This is a genomic window from Enterococcus sp. DIV0167 (genome assembly GCF_050541555.1).
GTDB classification, from domain to species: domain Bacteria; phylum Bacillota; class Bacilli; order Lactobacillales; family Enterococcaceae; genus Enterococcus; species Enterococcus faecalis.
In genome coordinates, this window is sequence record NZ_CP172933.1 from 890,025 (window position 1) to 914,093 (window position 24,069).

17 protein-coding genes, 1 other RNA gene and 1 pseudogene are annotated in these 24,069 nt (G+C 36.3%); 11 read left to right on the forward strand and 8 right to left on the reverse strand.

What is annotated here, in order from left to right:
- Window positions 1-244: 244 nt before the first annotated feature.
- Entirely contained in the window at window positions 245-538 is a 294-nt protein-coding gene (locus tag IGM09_RS04435; RefSeq protein WP_002358125.1) for a hypothetical protein, read from the reverse strand.
- Between the two features lie 194 nt (window positions 539-732).
- Between IGM09_RS04435 and IGM09_RS04440 the strand changes: the two genes are divergently transcribed.
- Window positions 733-936, forward strand: a complete 204-nt coding sequence (locus IGM09_RS04440) for a DUF378 domain-containing protein (protein WP_002381996.1) — start codon at window positions 733-735, stop codon at window positions 934-936.
- 187 nt (window positions 937-1,123) lie between these two features.
- Window positions 1,124-1,417, forward strand: a pseudogene (gene tnpA, locus IGM09_RS04445) (IS200/IS605 family transposase).
- 155 nt (window positions 1,418-1,572) lie between these two features.
- On the opposite strand, the gene IGM09_RS04450 reads toward tnpA, so the two are convergent.
- From IGM09_RS04450 to IGM09_RS04460, 3 genes are all read right to left on the reverse strand, one after another.
- Window positions 1,573-3,339, reverse strand: a complete 1,767-nt coding sequence (locus IGM09_RS04450; RefSeq protein WP_010713533.1) for a collagen binding domain-containing protein — start codon at window positions 3,337-3,339, stop codon at window positions 1,573-1,575.
- A 702-nt stretch (window positions 3,340-4,041) separates the two neighbouring features.
- Window positions 4,042-4,408: a transfer-messenger RNA gene (gene ssrA, locus IGM09_RS04455) on the reverse strand.
- Between the two features lie 138 nt (window positions 4,409-4,546).
- Entirely contained in the window at window positions 4,547-4,852 is a 306-nt protein-coding gene (locus IGM09_RS04460; protein WP_002360604.1) for a DUF898 family protein, read from the reverse strand.
- A gap of 334 nt (window positions 4,853-5,186) precedes the next feature.
- Here IGM09_RS04460 and ace point away from each other — a divergent pair, with 334 nt between their 5' ends.
- The 3 genes from ace (at window position 5,187) to IGM09_RS04475 (ending at window position 9,735) form a co-directional block, all read left to right on the forward strand.
- Window positions 5,187-7,211, forward strand: coding sequence for a collagen-binding MSCRAMM adhesin Ace (ace, locus tag IGM09_RS04465; RefSeq protein ID WP_173962398.1), 2,025 nt, complete (start codon window positions 5,187-5,189; stop codon window positions 7,209-7,211).
- A gap of 124 nt (window positions 7,212-7,335) precedes the next feature.
- On the forward strand, window positions 7,336-8,931 hold the full coding sequence (locus IGM09_RS04470; RefSeq protein WP_033624902.1) for an ATP-binding cassette domain-containing protein: 1,596 nt from the start codon (window positions 7,336-7,338) through the stop codon (window positions 8,929-8,931).
- A gap of 69 nt (window positions 8,932-9,000) precedes the next feature.
- Complete coding sequence (locus IGM09_RS04475) at window positions 9,001-9,735, forward strand: class I SAM-dependent methyltransferase (protein ID WP_002391601.1); 735 nt, start codon at window positions 9,001-9,003, stop codon at window positions 9,733-9,735.
- Here IGM09_RS04475 and IGM09_RS04480 read toward each other — a convergent pair.
- The 4 genes from IGM09_RS04480 to IGM09_RS04495 form a co-directional block, all read right to left on the reverse strand.
- Window positions 9,732-10,133, reverse strand: a complete 402-nt coding sequence (locus IGM09_RS04480) for a YxeA family protein (protein ID WP_002388016.1) — start codon at window positions 10,131-10,133, stop codon at window positions 9,732-9,734. The genes IGM09_RS04475 and IGM09_RS04480 overlap by 4 nt on opposite strands.
- Window positions 10,134-10,242: 109 nt before the next feature.
- Window positions 10,243-11,595, reverse strand: a complete 1,353-nt coding sequence (locus IGM09_RS04485) for an amino acid permease (protein ID WP_033624903.1) — start codon at window positions 11,593-11,595, stop codon at window positions 10,243-10,245.
- 169 nt (window positions 11,596-11,764) lie between these two features.
- Window positions 11,765-11,950 (reverse strand): hypothetical protein, encoded by a 186-nt coding sequence (locus IGM09_RS04490; protein WP_002358046.1) that lies wholly within the window; start codon window positions 11,948-11,950, stop codon window positions 11,765-11,767.
- A gap of 180 nt (window positions 11,951-12,130) precedes the next feature.
- Window positions 12,131-12,418 carry a hypothetical protein gene (locus IGM09_RS04495; protein ID WP_002390077.1) on the reverse strand — a complete coding sequence of 96 codons (288 nt, stop codon included), beginning with the start codon at window positions 12,416-12,418 and terminating at the stop codon, window positions 12,131-12,133.
- A 369-nt stretch (window positions 12,419-12,787) separates the two neighbouring features.
- Here IGM09_RS04495 and IGM09_RS04500 point away from each other — a divergent pair, with 369 nt between their 5' ends.
- The 6 genes from IGM09_RS04500 to addA all read left to right on the forward strand — a co-directional run bounded on the left by IGM09_RS04500 (window position 12,788) and on the right by addA (window position 24,003).
- Complete coding sequence (locus tag IGM09_RS04500) at window positions 12,788-13,549, forward strand: (Fe-S)-binding protein (protein WP_002365495.1); 762 nt, start codon at window positions 12,788-12,790, stop codon at window positions 13,547-13,549.
- A gap of 12 nt (window positions 13,550-13,561) precedes the next feature.
- The gene (locus IGM09_RS04505; RefSeq protein WP_002365496.1) at window positions 13,562-15,034 is read left to right on the forward strand and encodes a LutB/LldF family L-lactate oxidation iron-sulfur protein; all 1,473 of its coding nucleotides are present in this window, start codon (window positions 13,562-13,564) and stop codon (window positions 15,032-15,034) included.
- The gene (locus IGM09_RS04510) at window positions 15,027-15,746 is read left to right on the forward strand and encodes a LutC/YkgG family protein (protein WP_002361597.1); all 720 of its coding nucleotides are present in this window, start codon (window positions 15,027-15,029) and stop codon (window positions 15,744-15,746) included. The genes IGM09_RS04505 and IGM09_RS04510 overlap by 8 nt, the downstream gene beginning before the upstream one ends.
- 220 nt (window positions 15,747-15,966) lie before the next feature.
- Complete coding sequence (gene lepB, locus IGM09_RS04515; protein ID WP_002358039.1) at window positions 15,967-16,515, forward strand: signal peptidase I; 549 nt, start codon at window positions 15,967-15,969, stop codon at window positions 16,513-16,515.
- 110 nt (window positions 16,516-16,625) lie between these two features.
- Complete coding sequence (locus tag IGM09_RS04520; protein ID WP_033624904.1) at window positions 16,626-20,216, forward strand: PD-(D/E)XK nuclease family protein; 3,591 nt, start codon at window positions 16,626-16,628, stop codon at window positions 20,214-20,216.
- Entirely contained in the window at window positions 20,209-24,003 is a 3,795-nt protein-coding gene (gene addA / locus IGM09_RS04525; protein WP_033624905.1) for a helicase-exonuclease AddAB subunit AddA, read from the forward strand. Before IGM09_RS04520 ends, addA begins: the two co-directional genes overlap by 8 nt.
- Window positions 24,004-24,069: the final 66 nt, after the last annotated feature.

The following is a 24,069-nucleotide window of genomic DNA, read 5'->3' on the forward strand; positions in this document are numbered from 1 at the left end:
AACCTAAGCAAAAATAAGTACAAAAATGAAGCCCAGAAGAAATCAACATTCTGGTTGTTAAAGGCTGCTGGGAATAATAAGTATCCAGCACAGGCGTTTGGTGAATAATAGAAAAACCTAGAAAATCTGTAAGGGCCAATAGAAATCCCTTACTATCATATCCAGAAAACCAAAGTAGTATGACGAAAAGGCTAAACATACTAAAAAAAAGAGTAAAAAATAGCTTTTCAATTTTTAATCCTCCTTATCGTGCATAATTGAACCAGAGAAACAGAAGTATTAACGAAATAACTAAAAGAGCAAGCCCTGAATAAAAAGCGACAAAGGGCCAATCAATCGACTGTTTAAATTCCTGCCAAGTTTGGATTTTTCTGTTTTTTTTCGCGCTATCCTCAAGCGTGAGTAAATAATTCAATAGTAAGAGGAGCAGCAACACCGTGAAATCATTTGTGGTAAAAAGCACATGTAAAAATAGAATGACAAAGACAACACGGGATAACACTCGATTCCGCAAAATTAAAAATAACTTAGCACGCATAATAAACCACCATTTCTTATCAGAGATAATGAATCTGTTTTTGTCTACTCTTTAGTTATATCATAAAATTCTTAATAATGAAAAAATGATTCGAGAAAATAATTGAAAAAAATTTTTTTCCTGAATCATTATTTTCGTAAATAAAGAACAAACGTGTTACTCTTGGCTTATCAAATTTGGAAGGAGTGTTAAAAATGAAATATCTGGATATTATTGCTTTAATTTTATTGATTGTCGGAGGTTTAAACTGGTTATTAGTTGGCGCATTTAATTTTGATTTAGTTGCAACAATTAGTGGCGGTGCAACCACACCATTAGCAAAAATTATCTATATTATTGTCGGAATTTGTGCGATTTATTCTATTAAGTTTTTAGCTCCTTTGTTCCGCGAACCATAGGATTGATTTAAAAGATTTAGATAACGTGAAGTTATTTTGACTTAGCAATTGAGAGTTTCCTTGAGAAAGGGGACTCTTTTTTTTTATGCATTGAAAACCATCCACTATGCAAATGGTTTCTCGACCATCATATCAAAAGTTTTGAGGTAACCCTTATGAAAAAGGGCATAAAAAGTTTATACACAAGATGGAATGTAAGTATCATATTGTTTTTGCGCCAAAATATCGCTAGAAAGTTGTATACGAAACATATTCATATGCTAGTATGCATTCCTCCAAAATTAAGTGTCTACCAATTCATTCTGCATTTAAAAGGAAAAAGTAGCTCAATGATATTCGATAGACATACAGAACTAAAATATCGTTAGGAACATAAAAAATTTTGGTGTGGCGGTTACTATATGGGTACAGTAAAAAAAATAAAAAGCAGATAGAAGAATACATTCGTAATTAACTTTGTGAAGATTATGTAGCAGATTAACTAACAATGTTTGAAGATGTAGGTCCGTTCACAGGACAAAAAATACAAAAAATAAAATAGCTCCTTTCAGGAGCAGTGAGTAAATGTGGCGCGGCAGGTAATAGAGGTCACAGCCACAAAACAAACCACCCGTGTGAGCGGGTGGTTTTGATTATTTAATTTACTTTTTTATATTTAGAATAAACAGTAATTGAAGTGAAAAGAATGATTAGCAGACCCAGTAGGGTTAAAAACATATTGTTTGTTGTTCCTGCTTTAGGAAGTATTTTTTTCTCTTTCTCATTTACTGATGATAAAGATGAAACGGTTGTCATACTTGTGTCACTTGTTGTTTTTTGATTCGCTTGAGGGCTGTTTTTTTTCACAGCAGTTTTGTTTGTATCAACAGTGTTGCTTGTTTCTTTTTTGATTTTTTTAGAAGAAAGAGGTTTTTCTGTTGATGGAGTGTCTTTTAAATCTTTAATTTTATCGGATTCATCTTCAACAAGGTCTTCTTTTTCACCAATACGGCTTTCAGGTTGGTTTTTATCAACAGAGTTGTTCGTTTCATTCTCAACTTCTTTAGGAGGAAGAGGCGTTTCTGTTGATGGGGTGTCTTCTAAATCTTTGGTTTTATCAGACTCATCTTCAACAACTTCCTCTTTTTCACCGATATGGATTTCAGGTTGATTTTTATCAACAGAGTTGTTCGTTTCATTCTCAATATCTTTAGGAGAAAGAGGTTTTTCTGTTGATGGGGTATCTTCTAAATCTTTGATTTTATCGGATTCATCTTCAACAAAGTCTTCTTTTTCACCAATATGAATTTCAGGCTGACTTTTATCTGGTCCTTTTTCTGAAGGATTTTCTGAATCTTCAACTAATGGTTTTTCAGGAGTGGGGGTGTTATCTGGTAATGGTTCAACTGATTCGTTAGGAGTTTCAATCTCATGCTCATTAGGATCCTGTTTGTCTAAATCGCCATCTGCTTCTCCTTCAGCAAATAGATTTTTGACGCTAGTTGAATTTTTTTCTGTCATTCGCTCTTTGTTAAAAATTTGATAGTTTACGTCATAACTATTTTCAAAGAGCTCTTGTTTACGACCTTCAGTTGTAATGGTCGTAGTGTACATTATAGTAAATGAGGCTAAACGTGCATGGTCTTTCTTCAATCGAATAATAAAATTATTATCTGTTGAAAGTTCGATGGTGCCGAATCCTTTTTCCATGAAAGCGTTGAGAGTATAGGTAGTTGAACCTAAATAATTATTTACCGTAATATTGAAACTATCTTTGTTTAATAATTGACCAGATCCGTGAGTGTCAGAGATGACGATATCATCTGAAAGTTCTTCTTTGTTTAAATTTACATTTAAAAACCAACGGACCTTATCAGAGTCGCCTAGTAAATCCCCTGATTTGTAGAAAAATGGTTGAGTACTCGTTCCTGGATTTTGAGAAATGCCTCGGACAGTTACGGATTTTTTTTCTAAAGTTGTTCCAAAATTTGTTTCAATAGTGGCATCGGTTGTACTGTTAGTAACAGTTGATTTAATACCAAAACTAAAACTACCATGTACATGTTCTAGAAATTTTACACGATCATTGGCAGTTGCAACAATTCTGTCTTTGTATATAAGTGCTTCGCCTAAGTCGCTTAACAAAATTTTTCTTGGTGAACCGTCATTTTCAGTCATGCCCTCTAGCCCCGCTGGCATTGGAAAGGTCAATGTATCGCCAGGTTTGATATGATCTTTATATTTTTCACTAAATGTTATTTTGACAGAAGTTGTTTGTCCTTGAGATAAGTTAGTATCACTAAATTCAAATAGATCAACTATACCAGTTCCGACTAGCTCCTCTGCAGAAACAACTTGGTGGCTGTAAAAACTTCCAATAATAATAATTAGTAGAGAAAATGTATACTTTAAAAACTTGTTCAAAATGATCTTCCTTTTCTTTCTTTTTTTGTTATTTCTTTTCCTTTTTGGATATTACTTTGTTTTCCACTAAAAATATATAACAACTTATTTTTTTAGTTAATAATTTATCATTTTTAACTCATATTCTAATGTAAGCGATTTCTTAGTCTAGACCAATTGGTTGTTTTCACTAATTTAAAATAAGTTAATTAATATAACGAGTGTTTTTTAAAGTTTTTTTGTTAAAAGAAATTTTTATTGTGAAATTAAAGATTAAAAAATAAGGAGTGGATTATGGGTGCTTTTTTCTCGGTTCCTTTTAAAATAGTTTTTAGTTATAGAAAAAATTGTAAAAAATAAAAAAACTAGTCTGGGATTTCGTTATTATATTGTTATTTAATATGCTGAAAAGATATGTAGAGAATTTTTTAATTTAAAATATGGATATACAAATTTTTTTTAGTTTCAATGCTATTCATTGTAGATTCTGAAGTTTACTATTCTTTGATAATAGTTGATTTAACGTTTTGTTCCTGGCTAATTTGAAGTGTATCATTGGATTACTCCAACCGTAAGAGTTGTTAAGTCGCAAGTTTTTCAGAGAATGAGTGCAAAATATTTTGCATTTCTCTACATTTTTATTTTTTTCTTGTAAAATAAAGAGAGCTAAAACCTCATAAAATAAAGGTTTTAGCTCTCTTTTGTTTTTCTCTACTTTTCTAAAAATGGAGACGGCGGGAGTCGAACCCGCGTCCAAACATATTGCCACTTAAATCTCTACGTTCATAGACACTCATTTAAAGGTTCGCTTTACAGCGTGCCGAGTGACAGGCATTCTGTATTGCTAGTCTGGTAAGCTCCTCTAAATTTTACAGACGGAAAAATTTAGCGTATCCCACTTCGATTAGGACCCTGACCCGAGCACATGGGCGATGCCGGGAGGATCTTCGCTAGCTGGTTTTTAGGCAGCTAAAGCGAAAGAATTGTTTTCGTTTTTAGCAGTTATATTTAACTGTAACGTTTTAACGTAGCCGTAACCTACGAAACGCAATTCAAGCTCAACTATGCCTGTCGAATCCGTAACGCCCCCGAAATAACATAAGTATCCCTTGATACTTATCAAAGTATAGCATAAATTCCTTGTTTTTTCAAAGAGTAGGATAACACTCTGTTAGATATTCATAAAAAGAGGAAGGATGGACCGTAACTCAGTTCATCCTTCCTCTTTTTATGAAAGTGTGTGGGTATGTTTTGTAATCCATTGTTGCAAACGGATATTCAACCAAAAACCATAAATTCCTAAAGTAATTATAGTTAATAAAAGCCATTTAATCCAATGACCGAATAATTGCATAGCTGTACCGTCAAAATAAAGGCGTTTACCATCAATAACGGTATGCTTGATTTTCCAGTTGTACATCATACAAATTCCCCAAGGTGCGCAAATGCCTAATGTAAAGACAGTAATCAAGGTTGCTAAAATTGAAGTCCCGATATACGTTGCTAAACCACCGTCAAAATATGAATTTTTCATTCTTTTCCTCCTTATCTCATAAACTTTATTATAACAAGAATAAATGGCCTGGGAAACAAAATGAGGATGAAATAAGTATTTTTATTCATTATTGATTCGAAATATGTTATTTATGCAACTCAAACTTAGCAATACTAGATATTTTGTAACAAATGTTATCTAATGTAACTACCATAATAAAACGTTTTCCTTAGGAAGTGAATTAGAAATTTAAAAAAAAGGCTACTTAAATGAGCATTAATATTGTACGAGACATATCTTTTTGATATTGTCAACTTCTGAAAAAGACCACTAAGTGGAAAAAATAAGAGAAAAGAAGGGTGAATAATTTTTTATGACAAAAAGTGTAAAATTTTTAGTGTTACTGTTGGTAATGATTCTACCAATTGCGGGGGCGTTATTGATAGGTCCAATTTCGTTTGGCGCCGAATTGAGCAAAAGTTCAATCGTTGACAAAGTAGAATTAGATCACACTACTTTATATCAAGGGGAGATGACCTCCATTAAAGTATCTTTTAGTGACAAAGAAAATCAGAAAATAAAACCTGGAGATACTATTACTTTAACTTTACCAGACGAACTAGTTGGAATGACCGAGAACGATGGCTCACCACGAAAAATCAATTTAAATGGTTTAGGGGAAGTTTTTATCTATAAAGATCATGTTGTAGCAACATTTAATGAAAAAGTTGAATCTTTACATAATGTGAATGGGCATTTTTCTTTCGGGATTAAAACGCTTATCACCAATAGTTCGCAACCGAATGTGATAGAAACGGATTTCGGAACAGCAACGGCGACTCAACGTTTGACGATTGAAGGAGTGACTAACACAGAGACTGGCCAAATTGAGCGAGACTATCCGTTTTTTTATAAAGTAGGCGATTTGGCTGGAGAGTCAAATCAAGTACGTTGGTTTTTAAATGTGAACCTCAATAAATCCGATGTCACAGAAGATATTTCAATTGCGGATCGACAAGGAAGTGGTCAACAATTAAATAAAGAGAGTTTTACATTTGATATTGTGAATGACAAAGAAACTAAATATATTTCACTTGCCGAGTTTGAGCAACAAGGTTATGGCAAAATTGACTTCGTAACAGATAATGACTTTAATTTACGTTTTTATCGGGATAAAGCACGCTTTACTTCCTTTATCGTCCGTTACACTTCGACAATCACAGAAGCAGGCCAACATCAAGCAACATTTGAAAATAGTTATGACATCAATTATCAACTAAACAATCAAGACCCAATGAATGAAAAAAATACATCACAGGTTAAAAATGTTTTTGTAGAAGGCGAGGCAAGCGGCAATCAAAATGTGGAAATGCCAACAGAAGAAAGTTTAGACATTCCTTTAGAGACAATAGAAGAATGGGAACCAAAGACACCTACTTCAGAACAGGCAACAGAAACAAGTGAAAAGACAGACACAACAGAAACCGTAGAAAGCAGCCAACCAGAAGTTCATGTCTCGCCAACAGAAGAAGAAAATCCAGATGAAGGTGAAACACTAGGCACGATGGAGCCAATCATACCTGAAAAACCAAGCGTAACAACTGAAGAGAATGGCACAACGGAAACGGCAGAAAGCAGCCAACCAGAAGTTCATGTGTCGCCAACGGAAGAAGAAAATCCAGATGAAAGTGAAACGTTAGGTACAATTGCACCGATCATACCTGAAAAACCAAGCGTAACAACTGAAGAGAATGGCACAACAGAAACCGCAGAAAGCAGCCAACCAGAAGTTCATGTGTCGCCAACAGAAGAAGAAAATCCAGATGAAAGTGAAACGTTAGGTACAATTTCACCAATCCTACCTGAAAAACCAAGTGTGACAACTGAAGAGAATGGCACAACAGAAACGGCAGAAAGCAGTCAACCAGAAGTTCATGTGTCGCCAACGGAAGAAGAAAATCCAGATGAAAGTGAAACGTTAGGTACAATTTCACCAATCCTACCTGAAAAACTAAGTGTGACAATTGAAGAGAACGGCACAACGGAAACTGCAGAAAGCAGCCAACCAGAAGTTCATGTCTCGCCAACAAAAGAAATTACTACAACTGAGAAAAAACAGCCATCCACAGAAACAACTGTGGAAAAAAATAAAAATGTTACATCAAAAAATCAACCACAAATACTAAACGCTCCATTAAATACATTGAAAAATGAAGGAAGCCCACAATTGGTTCCCCAACTGCTTAGTGAACCAATTCAAAAATTAAATGAAGCAAACGGGCAACGAGAACTTCCCAAAACAGGCACAACAAAAACACCGTTTATGTTAATAGCAGGAATACTGGCAAGTACATTTGCCGTTTTAGGTGTAAGTTATCTACAAATCAGAAAGAATTAACAATAGAAAAGCCATCCAGCTTTCGCTGGGGGGCTTTTCTATTATCTGGAGATAAATTGTTGATAGGCGCCAATCAAAAACTATGCTACAGTAAGGTATATAATGCTCGAAAAGGAGGGAGTAAATGACTAAAAAAATATGGTCGCACTTTCGGAAAAGCTTCACTTGGTACATTTTGATTGGCGTGATTGTTTCATTATGTAGTGCTTTAGCAATTTATTTTTTTCAACAGTTGTTAGATCATTATCAAAAAAGTTTCCAACTAGGGTTGTTAGTAGCGTATGGAACGACAATTATTTTAATTCCGCTATTGTCTTATTGTGAACAGAAACCAAAAGCTTACTTAACTAATGGCATCTATTTCTATTTGAAGAAATTAAGTTTAATAAAAATGAGCAAGATTTCCTATGAAGAATATCTAAAACTGGGAGCGGGAGCTTTACTACAAAAAGTAGAAGTTGGTGCAGCAGCTGGGAGAAATATCCACTTGAATTTTTATGGGCGCTTATTTCGAGAGCTAATTCCAGAGACGTTATTTAATTTATTTTTCATAGCATTGATTGATAAAAAATTATTACCAGCAATTCTAATTGGTTATGTGATTGTATTTATTTTAACCAAAATACTTTTGAAAACGCTACAAAAAATGAAAGAAAAAACACTTATTTCTGAAGAAGCAATGAATGCTACTTTGATACGAGGGATGACAGAACTAGTAACTTTTAGAATTAATCGAAAATATAAAAAAGAGATTGAAAATTACGCGTTAATGGCAGAGGAAAATAGTCAAAATATAACAAAAATGACTATGATCCATGAATTTTTCTTTGGCTTTTTTGCCTTGTTAGTCGCACTAATCAAAGTAAGTATTGTCGTACTTAGTTTTACTAACATCGTGACGTTAAGTTTAGGTGGACTTGTAGCGATAGTGATGTATATCGATCGAATTTATACGCCGGTAGCCATATTTAATGTTTTATTTGTTCAATATAATTTGGATAAAGTAGCCTATCAGCGCTTGGAAGATTTTTATAAAAAAGAAGATGATCCTGACTTAGCGGTTTCCGGCAAAGCGTTACCTGAAATTCAAACAATTTCATTAAAAGATGTGTGTTTTAGCGTAGATAGTCAAACGATTATGTCCCAACAAAATCGACCATTTTCAATGAATAAAACCTATGGCTTGATTGGAAAAAGTGGGACAGGCAAATCTACCCTGATTAAATTGATTTTAGGATTATTGAAACCGACAGAGGGGACAGTTTATGTGAATCAATTTCCTCTAACACAATTTAATTTGGAAGATTATTATGAAAAAGTTTTTTATTTATCGCAAGATGTGCCAATATTTCAAGGAACGTTGAAAGAAAATATTGTATTGAATCAAGAAATTTCTGATGAACAAGTAATTGAAGCTATGTATCGTTTTCAGTTGGGGGAACTTTATGAACGGTTGCCGGAAGGTTTAAACACTATTGTGAGTGAAAAAGGAATGAATTTTTCTGGTGGCGAGAAACAACGGATTGCTTTCACGCGCTTAGCATTTACACAAGCAGAGATCCTTATTTTAGATGAGGCGACTTCCGCATTGGACGAAAAGACCGAAGAAAAAGTGTTACAAGAAGTACAAAAATTTACCCACAATAAGTTGACTATTTTGGTTACTCATCGACCTAAAACCCTGCGATTTGTGGATGAAATTATTGATTTAAATGAGTGAACTTGTTAGCTCTTTGGCGCTTCTTTTGCTACACTTTTTATAAGAATTGAGAGAAAGGGGCAATTGTTGATGAATAATAATGAGCAAGAATTGGCGGAATTTTGGGATGAATTTGCAGAAGAATATGAAGAAATTCAACAAGAATCGCCATTTCCAATTGCTCGAGAATTACGTGATTTCTTGGTCCAAGAAGGTCTTTTTCCGTGTCAGACATTTCTGGATATCGCAGGTGGGACAGGACGATACTTACCTTTTTTTCAAGAGCAAGTCACGGAGTATACGCTAGCCGATATTTCTCAGAGAATGTTGGAGATTGCGGAAGCAAAAGCACAAAGCAACGTTGTTTTTCTTCACCAAAGCCAAGAAAGACTGATTGAGACTGGGAAAAAATTTCAAGTCGTTTTTTCAGCGATGAACCCTGCTTTGGATACGCCGGAAAAAGTTAATGCATTGTGCCAATTAAGTGAGGAATGGTGTCTTATATTTCGGCTAGTGGAAGAGCAAGATTCGTTGTTTTCTCCTTTTGAGCAAGAGAGCAACCCGCAGTTAAATTGGATGGCACAATACAAAGCATTTCTAAAAAAAGAACAGCGACCTTTTTTCACAAAAAAATTTTTCTTTGAAGCATCAGAAGCTATTTCAAAAGACTTTTTCCGCAGCTATTTTGAAGAACAATGGTCAGTTCCAATTTTAGAACAACGCGTACAAGAAATTTTTGGTTCTCATGAAATTAAGCAAAATCAGCGTACCATTATTTATGAATTAATTGTTATTCCATGTAAAAAAACAACCAGCGATGACTAATTATCGCTGGTTGTTTTTCGGTTATTTAATTGTGCGAAAGCTTTTTCTGGTATCTCTTTTTTATCAATTTTGACAGGAGATTGGATGATTCTTTTTTTACTAATGGTTGCTTCTATGTAAGCATTCGGTTCCAAAGGTTGAGGATTTTTGTCTGTCCGTTCGTAATCCATGACTTGCGTTTTTCCATTACTTTTAACAAAAGTTAACGCGTATTTTAATGAATATAGACCAGAGACTGGTTGTTTTTGATTGTTTAATGCTTGTTTTCTTTCAGGAATTTCTAGAGGAACTTGTGCATAGGCTTTTTCACCCTTATATGTATCTGCATAAAAACGATAGCTTATATAACCACCAACAATCAATACGCCAATCAATAAAATAGCGCCAATTTTTTTCATTTTTTCTCCTCCTAACAATTTACGAAAATAGTATAGCAAAAGAAGACGGCTTTTGAACATCGAAAAAACGAACAGTTATCTTACAAAACTGTTCGTTTTTTCGGTCTATTTAGCTTTCATCAGAGAGTAGAAAGGAATCATTTTTCTTACGATAACTAAAGAAAATAACAAAGTACAATAGGCCTGTTAAAAGAGTAACGCCTAACGAATTTGTAAATAAGATGCCAATAAAGATGAGGCCTAAAATGATTAAAGCAAGAAGATTAATACTTTTTTCAAAGAGAGACCCTCGTTTTAAAGACAGAACAAACGCCGCAGCGCTAATTAAAATCCAAATTAACAAGACAGTGTAAGAGAGAGAACCGGCTAAGTAACCAAATAATTCATCGCCAACAAAATAAGAAAGAATAACGCCCAGATATAAAACACTGGCGCAGAAGAAAACTGAACGTTGAGGTACTTGGTGCTTGTTTAAAACCGCTAGTTTACTTAGGGGCCCTTTTTTGTCTTTTAAACGAAAATATAAAAGGCGAGAAGAGGCGTATACTCCAGAATTAATAGAAGAAAACAAGGCTAAAATAATCACAAAATTTACGATGTCAGCAGCAAAAGGAATATTCATTTTTTCAAAAACCATAACAAATGGACTCACCGTTGTGCCTGCTAAGGTATTCCAAGGGAAAATAATCAAAAGTAAGAATAATGGAATGATATAGAAGGAAATAATCCGTCCCATCACACCACGAATCGCTTTAGGAATGGCTTTTTTAGGATCATCTGCTTCACTGACAGTAATCGCGATTAATTCTGAACCGCCATAAGAATAAATAACTACTAATAAAGAATTAACAATACCTTTCATGCCATGTGGGGCGAAGCCACCATGATCGGTGATACTTTGTAAAGTAGGGAAGACACCACTGCCTAGCATTTGTTGTCCCACCAGATAAACACCAAAAATAATTAACAAAATGATGACACTAATTTTAGCAAACGCCAACCAATATTCTGTTTCTGCAAATAAACGAACCGAGTAAAGATTAATGAGCGTCGTTAAAATAGCTAAAATGAAAACAAAAAACCAAGCAGGAATATTAGGAAACCAAAGTTGTAAAAAGGAAGCTGCGGCAACCGCTTCTGCGATAATATTAATTGTCCACATGGAATAATAAACCCAATCAATAAAATCAGCAGAATGTGCACCTAAAAATGGTCGAACCAAGCCAGACAAACCATGATGTGTGTCTCCGCCATCTAAAACAAGTTTTCCTAAACCACTCATGACGATGAAGAGAACAGCACCGCCAATTAGAAAGGCGATTAAAACAGAAGGACCAGCAATACCAATTGCTTCGCCACTTCCTTTAAAAAGACCTGCGCCAATCGCTCCCCCTAAGGCTAACATCGTAATGTGGCGCGAGCTTAATTGTTTTTTTAAGGTTGTTTGTTGTGTTTCACTCATAGGATTCTCCTTTAATTGAAAAAAATAATATGAAAATAACTTTCTTTATTATATACAATTTTCTGACAATTACAACTATTCTGTCAATGAAAATGAAAAAATAAGTGAAAAATATTATGAAAATAAAAAATCGAGCAATTTAAGTGATTAAAATCGCTCAATTTTTTTATTAATTTTTATTTTTTAATAGAGTCATAATTGTTAATGGAACAGTAATGACTACATAGCCGATGATACTAGCCACTACTAAATAAGCTATAGGACTCGAGAAATTAAATAAGTCCGTTAAAAGTATTGCGACAATCATTGAAATAGCATAACAAATGAATAATTGAATAAACCGCTTTGCAGACAAAAAATCACCTCTTCCTAATTAGTTAAAGTCTCTTTTCAATCATTTAGTATACACCTGAAAAGAAGAATAAACTATCATTAATTAAAAGAAAAAGTGAAACAACTAGCGGATTTTTTGTTCAGCTGATTATCTTAAGAATTAGAAAATGGGACATAAGTCATCTCGACTTATGTCCCATTTTCATTTATGACGTTGGCTTCGTGTAAATTGAGAAGTCTCGTCCTCTCTAGTGGTTGGTTTCTGTGTTCGTTGTACGGCTTGCTTTTCTGGCTCGCTCTTTTTTGCAACATCAGTCACAACGTTTGGCTTCTGAGAAGGGGGAACGGTTGTTTTTTTGTTTAAAGTTGGCGTAGTTCTTTTTGTTTCTTTCTTTTGTTTCTTTTTATTATTTTTATCATTTCCAGTGACTGTCAAATAGATAATCAGAAAAATCATTAGGATCGTTGCAACAATTAATAGAATAAACATGTTAAATGAAATGAACATGCATGGCCCTCGTTTCTCGTTTTTTCTTAGTTTACCAAAATTTCAAAATTTCGTCACTCTTTTCTTCAGAAAAAACGAATTTCAAAGGAGTTAAAAGAAACTTTTATAAAAAAGCCTCCTTTTTTGTGTGAAAATGCACAAAATTTCTGGAATCGTTTGCTGTTAAAACCAGATACTGGTAAAATAATTATTGTATAAGAATCATTTTAAAAAACGATTTTTGTTACAAATAACGTATTTGTTGAAAAGGCACTGTGAAGTAGTTAGAGACGACAGCCAAGTGACTTTTAATGACAGCCGCCCAATTAATTTCATGGAGCCTTTTCGTAGAAAACGAGGAGGTTATTTTGCGTGAAAGTGAGTATATTTTCGACATGCGTGGTGGATTTACTTTTTCCAAATGTAGGGCAAGCAATGGTAGAGGTTTTGGAACGTTATGGCTGTGAAACGGTTTTACCAACAAGCCAAACGTGTTGTGGTCAGCCAACGTATAATAGTGGCTATGTGACAGAGAGCACGACAACGCTTAAGAATCAAATTGATAGTTTTGACGGTGCCGATTATGTGGTGGGACCTGCGGGGTCTTGTGTCGGCATGATGAAAGAATACCACAAATTTTTAGCAGATGATCCTATTTATGGACCAAAAGCACAACGTTTAGCTGAGCGAACTTACGAGTTTAGTCAGTTTCTTTATCGTGTCTTAGGGGTCAAAGATGTTGGCGCAACGTTACATGGGAAAGCCACTTATCATCGTTCTTGTCATATGACGCGAATTTTAAATGAACGAGAATCGCCTTTTGTTTTGTTGGATCATGTGAAAGGATTAGAAATGATTCCTTTAGGACATCTTGAAAATTGTTGCGGATTTGGCGGAACGTTTTCAGTGAAAATGCCAGCTATTTCTGAACAAATGGTGACGGAAAAAATGAACGATGTGATTGATACAGGCGCAGAAATTTTAATTAGTGCGGATATGGGTTGCCTGATGAATATCGGCGGTAAATTTAATCGTGATGGGAAAAAGATTAAGATTATGCATATTGCAGAAGTCCTTAATCACGAAGTGGATGAAGCACGCATGGACCAACCGCAAATCATATCGGTAGGGTAAGGGGGAAGAACTGTGGGATTATCAACGAGCAATAAGCCGTTAAGTGAACGAATTGAAGAAAGTAAAAAAGATGTGTTTATGCAAAAGGCTGTCGCCAAAGCACAAGATGCCCAATGGGAGAAACGAGAAGGTGCGCGGGAAGCTTTAGGCAATTGGCCACAATGGCGTGAATTGGGAGAACAAATTCGCCAACATACAATTCAGTATCTGCCTGACTATTTAGAAGAGTTCAGTGATAACGTCGCCAAACGAGGTGGCAAAGTCTTTTTTGCTCAAACCGCCGAAGAGGCCAATGAATATGTGAAACAAGTAGTTCTAGAAAAAAAGGCGAAAAAAATTGTGAAATCTAAATCAATGGTGACGACCGAAGTCGATATTGATCCAATGTTATTGGGATTAGACGATGTCAGTGTGATGGAAACAGACTTGGCGGAATTCATTTTACAAATGGATGACTGGGATGAACCGTCACATATTGTTTTCCCAAGTATTCATAAAAATCGCGAACAGATTCGTCAGGTTTTTGCGAAAAAATTAGGGTATCAAGGAGATAATGACCCGGTAAATTTGGCACGCTGTGCACGAGAAGTGATGCGCAAATTCTTTTTGGAAGCGGAGATTGGCATTACAGGTTGTAATTTCGCTATTGCGGATAGCGGCTTAATTAACTTAAATACAAATGAAGGAAATGCTGATTTGACCATCAGTATTCCTAAGACACAAATCGTGTTAATGGGAATGGAAAGAATCGTACCAACGATGCGTGAAGCAGAGGTTTTAGATAACCTTTTAGCCAGAAGTGCCGTTGGTCAAAATTTAACAACGTATGTGACGTTTGCTGGGCAAAAAAATGCGGATGAATCCGATGGTCCAGAAGAATTTCACGTGGTCATTTTGGATAACGGACGTTCAAAAGCGTTAGGAACAGCCTTTCAGCCAGTCTTACAGTGTATTCGTTGTGGGTCTTGTCTGAATGTTTGTCCGGTCTATCGCCATATTGGAGGGCACGGTTATGGCTCTATTTATCCAGGACCAATTGGTGCTGTGCTTTCCCCAATTTTAGGTGGATATAAACAGTTTGGGGAATTGCCTTATGCGTCTAGTCTTTGTGGGGCATGTACGGAAACGTGTCCTGTGAAAATTCCATTGCACGAATTATTAATTGAACATCGTAAAGTGATGACCGATGATCTGAAAATGAAACATGGATTTGAAGATTTCCAAATGCGTATGGTAGGTAAAGCCACTGGTTCACCAGCAATGTTTAAAGCAGCCATGAAAGTCGATCATGCTGCAGCGGGCATTTTAAGTAAACAAAAAGACATTACTGTTGAAAACATGTACAATCATGGGGGCTACCTCGATAAAGGACCAGGGTTAGTAAAAGGTTGGACCGATGTTCGTGATTTGCCAAGACCACCAAAATCTTCAGAAAACTTCAGAAGTTGGTTCAAAAAACATCAAGAAGGTGAAAAAAATGACTAACGAAGCGATTCAAAATCGAGAACCTTTTTTACAAAATCTACGAGAAAAATTAGGCGTAGAAAAACAGCCTGTTTCGGCCCATCCATTTGAGCCAGTTAATCATTTACCAGAAGAACAGTTGGCAGATAAAACACCAGCAGAGCTATTAACGATTGTGAAAGAACGTGTGGAAACGATTCACACGAACTTAGTGGAAACCACACAAGAAAATTTACTGACGACGATTCAGCAAATTGTTGCTGAGTTTGGTGGGGGCAATCTTTTATTGCCAACAGATGCACGTTTTGAAGCCTATGGATTAGCTGATTTAGCTAAGTCATTAGAGGCTGTTTCTGTTAAGCAATGGCAACCTGGAAGTGAGCAACGAGAAGCGAATATTCAAACAGCTGCTCAGGCAAATATTGCGATTGCCTTTGCTGAGTTTTTACTAGCTGAATCAGGAACGATTGTGGTGGAGTCCAATGCGGGACAAGGCAGAGCCTTACATTTTTTACCGAAGCATTACATTTCAATTATACCGTTTAGCAAACTCGTTCCACGTTCGACTCAGCCAGCAGCTTTTTATACAGAAAAAATAGAAAAAGGCGAAAAAATCGGCTCAGCGATTCACTTTATTTCAGGGCCTTCTAATTCAGGAGATATTGAAATGCAACTGGTTGTCGGGTTGCATGGTCCTTTAGAAGTTTGTTACGTGGTTGTGATGGATCGCTAAAACGCTAGAAGCATAATCAATTCAGCCCTTTTTAGAATTGATTATGTTTTTTTTATGAGCAGGATCAAAAAAGTAAGAATCAAATTTGAAAGAAATACGTTTTTTTTCTGACCATTTTGTAAAAAAAGCGTACATAAAAATTAATTGGGTGTTAAGCACTATAGGATTGATTTACTTTGTGGTAGAATATGAGACATAAGATAATAAGGTTTTTGGAGGAATGAGTTTGAAATCAAAAGAATTAATTAAAACAGTCGTCTTTTTTGCCTGTTTAGCTTTGGGTCTGTTTTTACTGAGACAATTTGTATTTACGCCTGTCGTAGTGAGAGGTCATTCAATGGATCCAACGTTAGCAGATGGTGAACGGGTAATTACGTTAAAAAACACAGAAATTAATCGTTTCGATATTATTACTTTCCCAGCGCCAGATGAACCAGATAAAAATTATATTAAACGTGTGATTGGTTTACCTGGAGATACAATTGCGTACAAGGATGATACGTTGTACATCAATGGAAAAGAAGTTGACGAACCCTATTTAGATGAATTTAAAAAAGCCTTAACAGATGGTCAACCTTTGACAGGCGATTTTTCATTAAAAGAAAAAGTACCAGCAGATAGCTACTTTGTTTTAGGTGATAATCGACGGAATTCAAAAGACGGTCGTGTCATTGGTTTTATTCATAAAAAAGATATTTTGGGTGAAGTGAAATTCGTTATGTGGCCATTCTCACGGTTTGGTCCAATACCAGAAGTGTCAAAACAATAAAAGAGACAATGAGTAAAAGAGAAGGACGGAAATGTGTAAAAACAAACACATGTTTCCGTCCTTCTTTTGTGGTAAAATAAAGGCAGTGCAAAGGAAAAGGATGTGAAACCATGAGTGTGCAGTTTATTAGAGGAACCGCTGTGGCAGATTTAGAAGCGCCACTTATACAGGCGACAAAACAATGGCTAGAGGAAGACGCACAGCATGAAGTATTCTATTTAGTCCCGAACCATATTAAGTTTGAGCAAGAAATTCAAGTCTTGCAAAAGTTACGTCAATTACAGACAACTACGTCTGATTCAATAACCAGTACCCGTCTGCAGGTTTTTAGTTTTTATCGTTTGGCTTGGTACTATTTACAACATACACCTTTTTACTCGGCAGATGTTTTATCTGATGCAGGTGCTGCGATGATTTTTCGCAAAATTTTAGTAGAAGCAGAAGAAGAGTTAAAAATTTTTAGAGGTGAAATTAACAAGCCTGGCTTTATTCAGCAACTATTTCAGCTTTATCAAGAAATGCGCGAAGGCAATATTGAGATTGCGGAGCTTTATCCATTTTTAGAAAAACAAACGGAGAACCCTAAAGGACAAGATTTACAACTTAAGTTTCAAGATTTAACGTTAATTTTTACGCGATTCCAATTGCAAATGAGTCAGTATGGCTATGAATCAGCGGAGATTATTCAACATTTAAGTGAGTATTTACAAACGGTTGATTTGTCGAATGTCCAATTCGTTATTTCAGGCTATCAGCAGTTTACTGCCAGAGAATTAAAGTTGATTGAAGTACTAATGGCGCAAGCAGGTTCTGTGAAAGTAGCCCTTTTATTGGACAAACAATATCCGCATGACTTACCTGATCCGCGGTCGTTATTTTATGAAGCGGGGCAAACCTACCATCAGCTTTATCAATTAGCAAGACAGAAGCAAATTCCGATTCTTTCAGATTATGTGGAAAAGAAAGAGGTATTAATTACAAACCCAGACTTGCAAGGATTAAATGATTATTGGATTCAATCGCAAGAGCACCTGCATCCATTAAGCACAACTGACTGGAGAGGCGATGGCTTATTTCTGTGGCGTGCTGAAAACGTTAAAGAAGAATTAACACATGTTGCAACTGAAATTCGCCGTTTAGTGGTGGAAGAAGGGTATCGGTACAAAGAAATTCAGGTGTTGACTCGTGATTTAGATTGTTATGAAAATTTATTAGAACCGATTTTTGCGGAACACGAGATTCCTGTTTATGTCGACCGAGATATGGCTATGGATCGGCATCCTTTAGTCGAATGGATTGAATCTTTATTTGCTATTCATTCGTACAATTATCGTTATCGCGATGTGCTCCGTTTTTTGAGAACGGAATTATTTATGCCAATGAATCAACTCGCTACTTCTGAAGAAAGCTTGACTGATTGGTTAAACCAACGGAACGCTTGGCGCAGAAAAGTTGATATTACCGAAAATGTAGTCCTGGCATACGGCTATGAAGGTTATTATTGGTCGCAAGAAAAAGATTGGGAATTTATTCGGTATGATTTTGAAGCGGAAGAGCAAGAAGATGTCGCTACGATGGAAGAAGAGTCAAATGCGATTCGTCAATCGCTTCAACGGCTGCTACCTAGTTACTTTCAAGCAATGATAAGTGCCAAAACTGGTTTGGAAGCAGCGACCGTCTTCTATCACTTTTTACTGCAAAGTGGTGTGGCAACACAATTAAAAATGTGGCGCTTACAAGCTATCGAAGCAGGTCAACTAGAAACAGCTCGTAACCATGAACAGACTTGGGATGCATTGATGTCGTTACTAGATGAATACGTCACTGTTTACGGAGAAAGTTCGTTTGATTTTACAACGTTTCAAGAAATATTTGTTAGTGGCTTGGAAGGTTTGCACTATAGTAAAGTGCCGACAGCGATTGACCAAGTACAAGTTCGCGCAATGGATTTAACTCGACCTGGCGCTGCCAAGGTTACTTTTGCTATTGGGATGACGGAAGAAATTTTTCCACAAAAGATTGAAAATAAAACACTATTGTCTGATGAAGAACGTCAGGCAATCAATGATACTTTAACGGAAAACCAATATTTACGTGGGACAACCGGACGCAAAATTGCGCAAGAACCTTATGTTGCGTATCTTGTCTTTTCTTCAGCGCGAGAACGGTTATATTTAACCTATCCAAGTGTTAAAGATACCGCTCAAGAAGTCAAACCGTCTCCTTATTTTAAAAATATCCAAAAAGATTTAAACTTGCCCGTTTTTGAAAAAAATGAAACAACTATTTTCGATGATGAAACGACCAGTTTAGCCCATATTAGTACGTATCGGACGTTAATCGGTGAATTAACGCGTTTGAAAAGACAACGGAAAGAAACACAAGAAGGACTGTTGCTTTTCTGGTTAAATATGGAAAAAGCGCTAATGAACCAATCAATTGCGCCGCTAGCCAAGCAAGTTTTCGAAAGTTTAACGCATCAAAATATTCCTGAAAAGATTGATGAGGTCTTAGCAGAACCTTTATATGGTAAAGATATTTATACGTCCGTTTCTCGGATGGAGAGTTTTTATCGGTGTCAATATCAATACTTTTCTCGCTATGGCTTACGTTTGAAAGAAAGAGATGTCTTTGGGCTTTCGCCAGCAGCTACAGGGGAATTTTTCCATGAAGCATTGGATCAGTTCTTTAAATTATTGATTATGAATCAACGGAACTTATCTGAATTAACCGATCAGGAAGTCAATTTATTGGCGGAGGAAGTGCTAAATAGTATTTTAGGGGATGCGCGTTTTTCTGTATTAACGACCTCTAGTCGCATGAACTATATTCGCTATCAATTGAGTCAAACAATTAAAAAAGTCAGTTGGGCGCTGAAACGCCAAAGCCAACGAAGTGGCATGACGACTGTTCAAACGGAAGTGTTATTTGGCCAAATTGCCGCTAAAAAAGGAATTTCTGGTTTGGAATTACCATTAAAAAATCAAGGGAAAATTCATGTTCGGGGAAAAATCGACCGGATTGATCAATTGGTTACCCCCGAATCAACCTATTTAGGTGTGATTGATTATAAATCGAGTCACCGTAAATTTAATATGACAGAAGCGTATTACGGCTTAGCCATGCAAATGCTGACGTACTTGGATGTGGCTTTAATGGATGCTGTACAATTAGTTGGTCAAGAAGCTAAACCTGCTGGCTCACTTTATCTGCATGTACACAATCCTACGTTATCTTATGAAGGCAAAGACGACATTGAACAACAAATGCTTAAAAAATATCAGTTTGATGGTCTTTTGATGAAAGACCCAGATTTATTGGATCATTTAGACACGAGTCTGCAAGCTAAACAAAGTTCGTTGCTGTTTCCAATTGAAGAATCCGCCAAAGAACAAATTAAACCTGGTCGTCGCCAAGAAGATAAATTTGTGACAGAACCAGAATTAGGCGCGTTGCTTTCCCATAACCGAAATAAATTTATTGAAGCGGGAAATCAAATTATTGGCGGCGAAGTTCAACTTAATCCCGCTTATCAAGGCAAGGAACGGATTGCTTGTCGCTATTGTCCGTTTCGAAGTGTCTGTGATTTTGATGTGATGTTAAAAGAAAATAATTATCATCGTATTGAGAATTTATCCAAAGAGGAAATTATGGCGCGCTTGTTAAACAAAGATGAGGAAGGAGCAACCGAAGATGAGTAAAACAATTCCACTACGTCCAGCCAATGAGCAATTCACCGACAGTCAATGGCAAGCGGTGTTTGATGGCGATGAAAATATCTTAGTTTCTGCTTCGGCTGGCTCAGGAAAAACCACTGTTTTAGTCCGCCGTGTCATTGAAAAAGTCAAAAGCGGCGTCGATATCGATCGTCTCTTGATTGTGACGTACACTGAAGCCGCCGCCCGTGAGATGAAAGAACGTATCCAAGTGGCTTTACAAAAGGCAATGAATGAAGAACAAGATCCAGAAAGAAGACGGCATTTTTCTCGTCAAATTGCTCTTTTGCCAACAGCCAATATCAGCACGTTACATGCCTTTTGTTTAACTGTTATTCGTCGTTTTTATTATTTAATTGACATAGATCCAGTTTTTCGGATGTTAACAGATGAAACAGAAACATTGTTATTAAAAGAAGATGTTTGGGATGCATTACGTGAACAATTTTATGCGGAAAATCAAGAAGAATTTTACCAATTAACAGCGAATTTTTCCAATGATCGTAGTGATGACGGACTCACTAACTTAATTTTTTCTTTTTATGAATTTGCCAAAGCCAATCCTGATCCAGAGGCGTGGATTAATGGCTTAACACAAGCCTACGAAGTAGGGGATCAGCTAGGCGAATCAACGTTATTTCAGACGTATTTAAAACCGCTAGCTGTTGAGACGTTACAACGAACTCTTCAGCGTTACGAAGAAATGGTGACCTTAACAGAGGGCGAAGAGAAACTTCAAAAGATTTGGTATTTAGCTCAAAATGAAAAGGAACAAACAAAACAATTTTTACAATTTTTAGAGAGAAATGATTTAGAGAGCGCCTATAATTTGACTGAATTGTTGAGCTTTGACCGCTACCCAACGGTTCGTGCCGAAGAGTTGAAACCAACCGCGGAACAAGCCAAACAGTTACGAGAACAAAATAAAAAAGCGTTAAATGATTTGAAAAAGCAACTGTTTACACTTTCTCCAGATGCCATGAAACAAGTCTTGAAAGAGGCCACGCCCATTGTTCAAGAAATGGCTCACGTGGGGAAACAATTTATGGAGGCCTATGGCGCAGAAAAACGGCTTAAAAATTTAGTGGATTTTAACGATTTAGAACATTATACGTTAGCTATTTTAGCGAAAAATCAGGCAGATGGCTGGCAAGCATCAGAAGCCTCTCTTTACTATCGCGAAAAATTTGATGAAGTGTTAGTCGATGAATACCAAGATATCAATCAATTACAAGAATCTATTTTGTATTGGTTGCGCCGCCCGCTTAGCGCAGAAGGAAACCTTTTTATGGTAGGGGATGTGAAACAGTCTATTTATTCTTTCCGCTTGGCAGATCCTACATTGTTTATTGAAAAATACAATCAGTATGGGCAAGGCAAAGAGGGCAAACGAATTATTCTAGCTGAAAATTTTCGTTCCCGCAAAGACGTTTTAGACTTTACGAATTTAGTATTTAGTCAATTAATGGATGAGCGAGTGGGCCAAATTGCTTACGATGAGTCAGCCGCTTTGGTTCATGGCTTTGATCAATTTTCGGAGGCGGCTGATTATTCAACTGAATTGCTAATTTATGAAAAAAAAGCAACAGAGTCAGTTGAATTTCCAGAATTACAATCCCCTGAGTTGTTGATTGAAGATAAGACAGAAGGGGAACTTTACGTTACTGCTTTGAAAATTCGTGAATTAATTGACCAAAATTTCTTAATTTATGATAAAAAGCTGAAAACGGATCGACCGATTACTTATCAAGATATTGTCTTATTAACGCCTACGAAGAAAAATAATTTAACTATTTTAGATGTTTTTAAATCATTAGAAATTCCAGTTCAAGTCAATGATGCTCAAAATTATTTCCAAGCAACGGAAATTCGTACAATGATTGCCTTGCTTCAATTGATTGATAATCCCTATCAAGACATTCCTTTGGCAGCTGTGTTACGTTCACCAATTGTTGGATTAAAAGAAAACGAATTAGTGCTTATTCGTTTGGCTAATAAGGAAACCAGTTACTACGAAGCATTTTTAACGTTTAATCAAAAGATGGAACCAACCATGGAGGAAGCAGTTGTTCAGGAAAAAACTATACGTTTTGCTGAATCATTAGAAAAATGGCGGGAACAGGCTCGACGCAACCAGATTAGCAACTTGCTGTGGACGATTTATCGTGAAACGGCCTATCTTGATTATGTTGGCGGGTTGCCTGTTGGCAAACAACGCCAAGCCAATTTATATGCGTTGGTGGATCGGGCCGCGGCGTATGAAAAAACAACCTTCCGCGGATTATTTCAATTTGTTCGCTTCATCGAAAAAATGCAAGAAAAAGACAAAGATTTAGCAGAACCAGTCGTTTTAAGTGAAGAGAATGCCGTACGCGTCATGACGATTCACGCTAGTAAAGGGTTAGAATTTCCGGTGGTATTCGTTTTAGATATGACCAAAGAATTTAATGTCAGTGATTTGAATGAACGCTATATCTTTGAAGAAAATTTAGGGGTAGGCATTCGTTATTTACAACCTGAAGAACGAGTTATGTACGATACTTTACCATTTTTGGCGATTAAACAAGTACGATTGAGAAAATTACTATCCGAAGAAATGCGGAAGTTATATGTGGCGTTGACACGTGCAGAACAGAAACTTTTTCTGGTAGGCTCCTATAAAGACCAAGCGGCAATGTGGAAAGAGTGGCTGAAAGTTGGCGATGTAGAAACACTGGTGCTACCAGCTGAAAATCGCTTGCAAAGTAAAAGTAGTTTAATGAATTGGGTTGGGATGACATTGGTACGTCATCAAAAAGCCGATGAATATCAGCAAGAAGTAGTAGTAAGTAACGTTCCGCAAGTCAAGAAGCACCCAGCTAACTTTCATATTCAGTGGTTCAACCAAGAACAACTACGAGCAGCCATTCAGCAATTACAATTGCCAGAAAGACAAGCAGAGGATTTAGCCGAAAAAGCGCAATTATCTGCTGACAAAATCAATCGTGGTCTTGCACGGTTAAGTTTCAATTATCCGTTTGAAGTGGCTACTCGGACCACCAGTTATCAGTCTGTTTCTGAAATCAAGCGAGTATTTGATGACCCCGATAACAAAGAAATTGGTAAAATTGAGATTCGGGAAGACAATACTATTCAAGCGCAACCGTTGATTGTCAATCGAATGATTGAAGGAGATTTAAGTAAGCCTAAATTTTTAGATACGGTTCAAGCGCCCTCAGCAGCTGAAATTGGGACAGCAACTCATTATTTATTACAACTAATTGATTTAAGTAAGCAACCTTCTTACGAGGAAGTGCGAGCTGTTCAAGAACGCTTAGTGGAAAATAAATTGATTTTACCAGCAATTGCTGAAAAAATGAATCTGGAACAAATCGTGGCCTTCTTTGACACCGCCTTAGGAAAACAATTGATTCAACACCATCAAACCGTTAGAAGGGAACAACCTTTTTCTATGCTGATTGAAGCAGAAGAGCTCATTCAAAATTATCCAGAAACGACACAAGATGATTTATTAATTCATGGGATTATTGATGGCTATATCGAATTAGACAATCAATGCATTTTGTATGACTATAAAACCGATCATGTAAAAGGCACCTCTCCCCAAGCGATTTCTGAAATTGTCGAACGGTATCGCGGACAGATGAATCTTTATCGTAGAGCGCTACAAGAGGCGACGCATAAAGAGGTGTCGCACGTCTATTTAATTTTATTAAATGGAGGAGTAATTATTGACATGCAGACAGGAAATGTTGTAGATTTTATAAAGTAGAAAAAATTAGAAGCAGAAACACTTACATTTTGTAAGGAATGTGCTATACTCATTGAAGAGGTGAGG

Coding starts and splice junctions, on each gene's coding strand:
- IGM09_RS04440 (WP_002381996.1), top strand. CDS start 733: ATGAAATATCTGGATATTATTGCTTTAATTTTATTGATTGTCGGAGGT.
- IGM09_RS04510 (WP_002361597.1), top strand. CDS start 15,027: ATGACTAACGAAGCGATTCAAAATCGAGAACCTTTTTTACAAAATCTA.
- IGM09_RS04520 (WP_033624904.1), top strand. CDS start 16,626: ATGAGTGTGCAGTTTATTAGAGGAACCGCTGTGGCAGATTTAGAAGCG.
- lepB (WP_002358039.1), top strand. CDS start 15,967: ATGAGTTTGAAATCAAAAGAATTAATTAAAACAGTCGTCTTTTTTGCC.
- ace (WP_173962398.1), top strand. CDS start 5,187: ATGACAAAAAGTGTAAAATTTTTAGTGTTACTGTTGGTAATGATTCTA.
- IGM09_RS04485 (WP_033624903.1), bottom strand. CDS start 11,595: ATGAGTGAAACACAACAAACAACCTTAAAAAAACAATTAAGCTCGCGC.
- IGM09_RS04460 (WP_002360604.1), bottom strand. CDS start 4,852: ATGAAAAATTCATATTTTGACGGTGGTTTAGCAACGTATATCGGGACT.
- IGM09_RS04470 (WP_033624902.1), top strand. CDS start 7,336: ATGACTAAAAAAATATGGTCGCACTTTCGGAAAAGCTTCACTTGGTAC.
- IGM09_RS04495 (WP_002390077.1), bottom strand. CDS start 12,418: ATGTTTATTCTATTAATTGTTGCAACGATCCTAATGATTTTTCTGATT.
- IGM09_RS04435 (WP_002358125.1), bottom strand. CDS start 538: ATGCGTGCTAAGTTATTTTTAATTTTGCGGAATCGAGTGTTATCCCGT.
- addA (WP_033624905.1), top strand. CDS start 20,209: ATGAGTAAAACAATTCCACTACGTCCAGCCAATGAGCAATTCACCGAC.
- IGM09_RS04480 (WP_002388016.1), bottom strand. CDS start 10,133: ATGAAAAAAATTGGCGCTATTTTATTGATTGGCGTATTGATTGTTGGT.
- IGM09_RS04475 (WP_002391601.1), top strand. CDS start 9,001: ATGAATAATAATGAGCAAGAATTGGCGGAATTTTGGGATGAATTTGCA.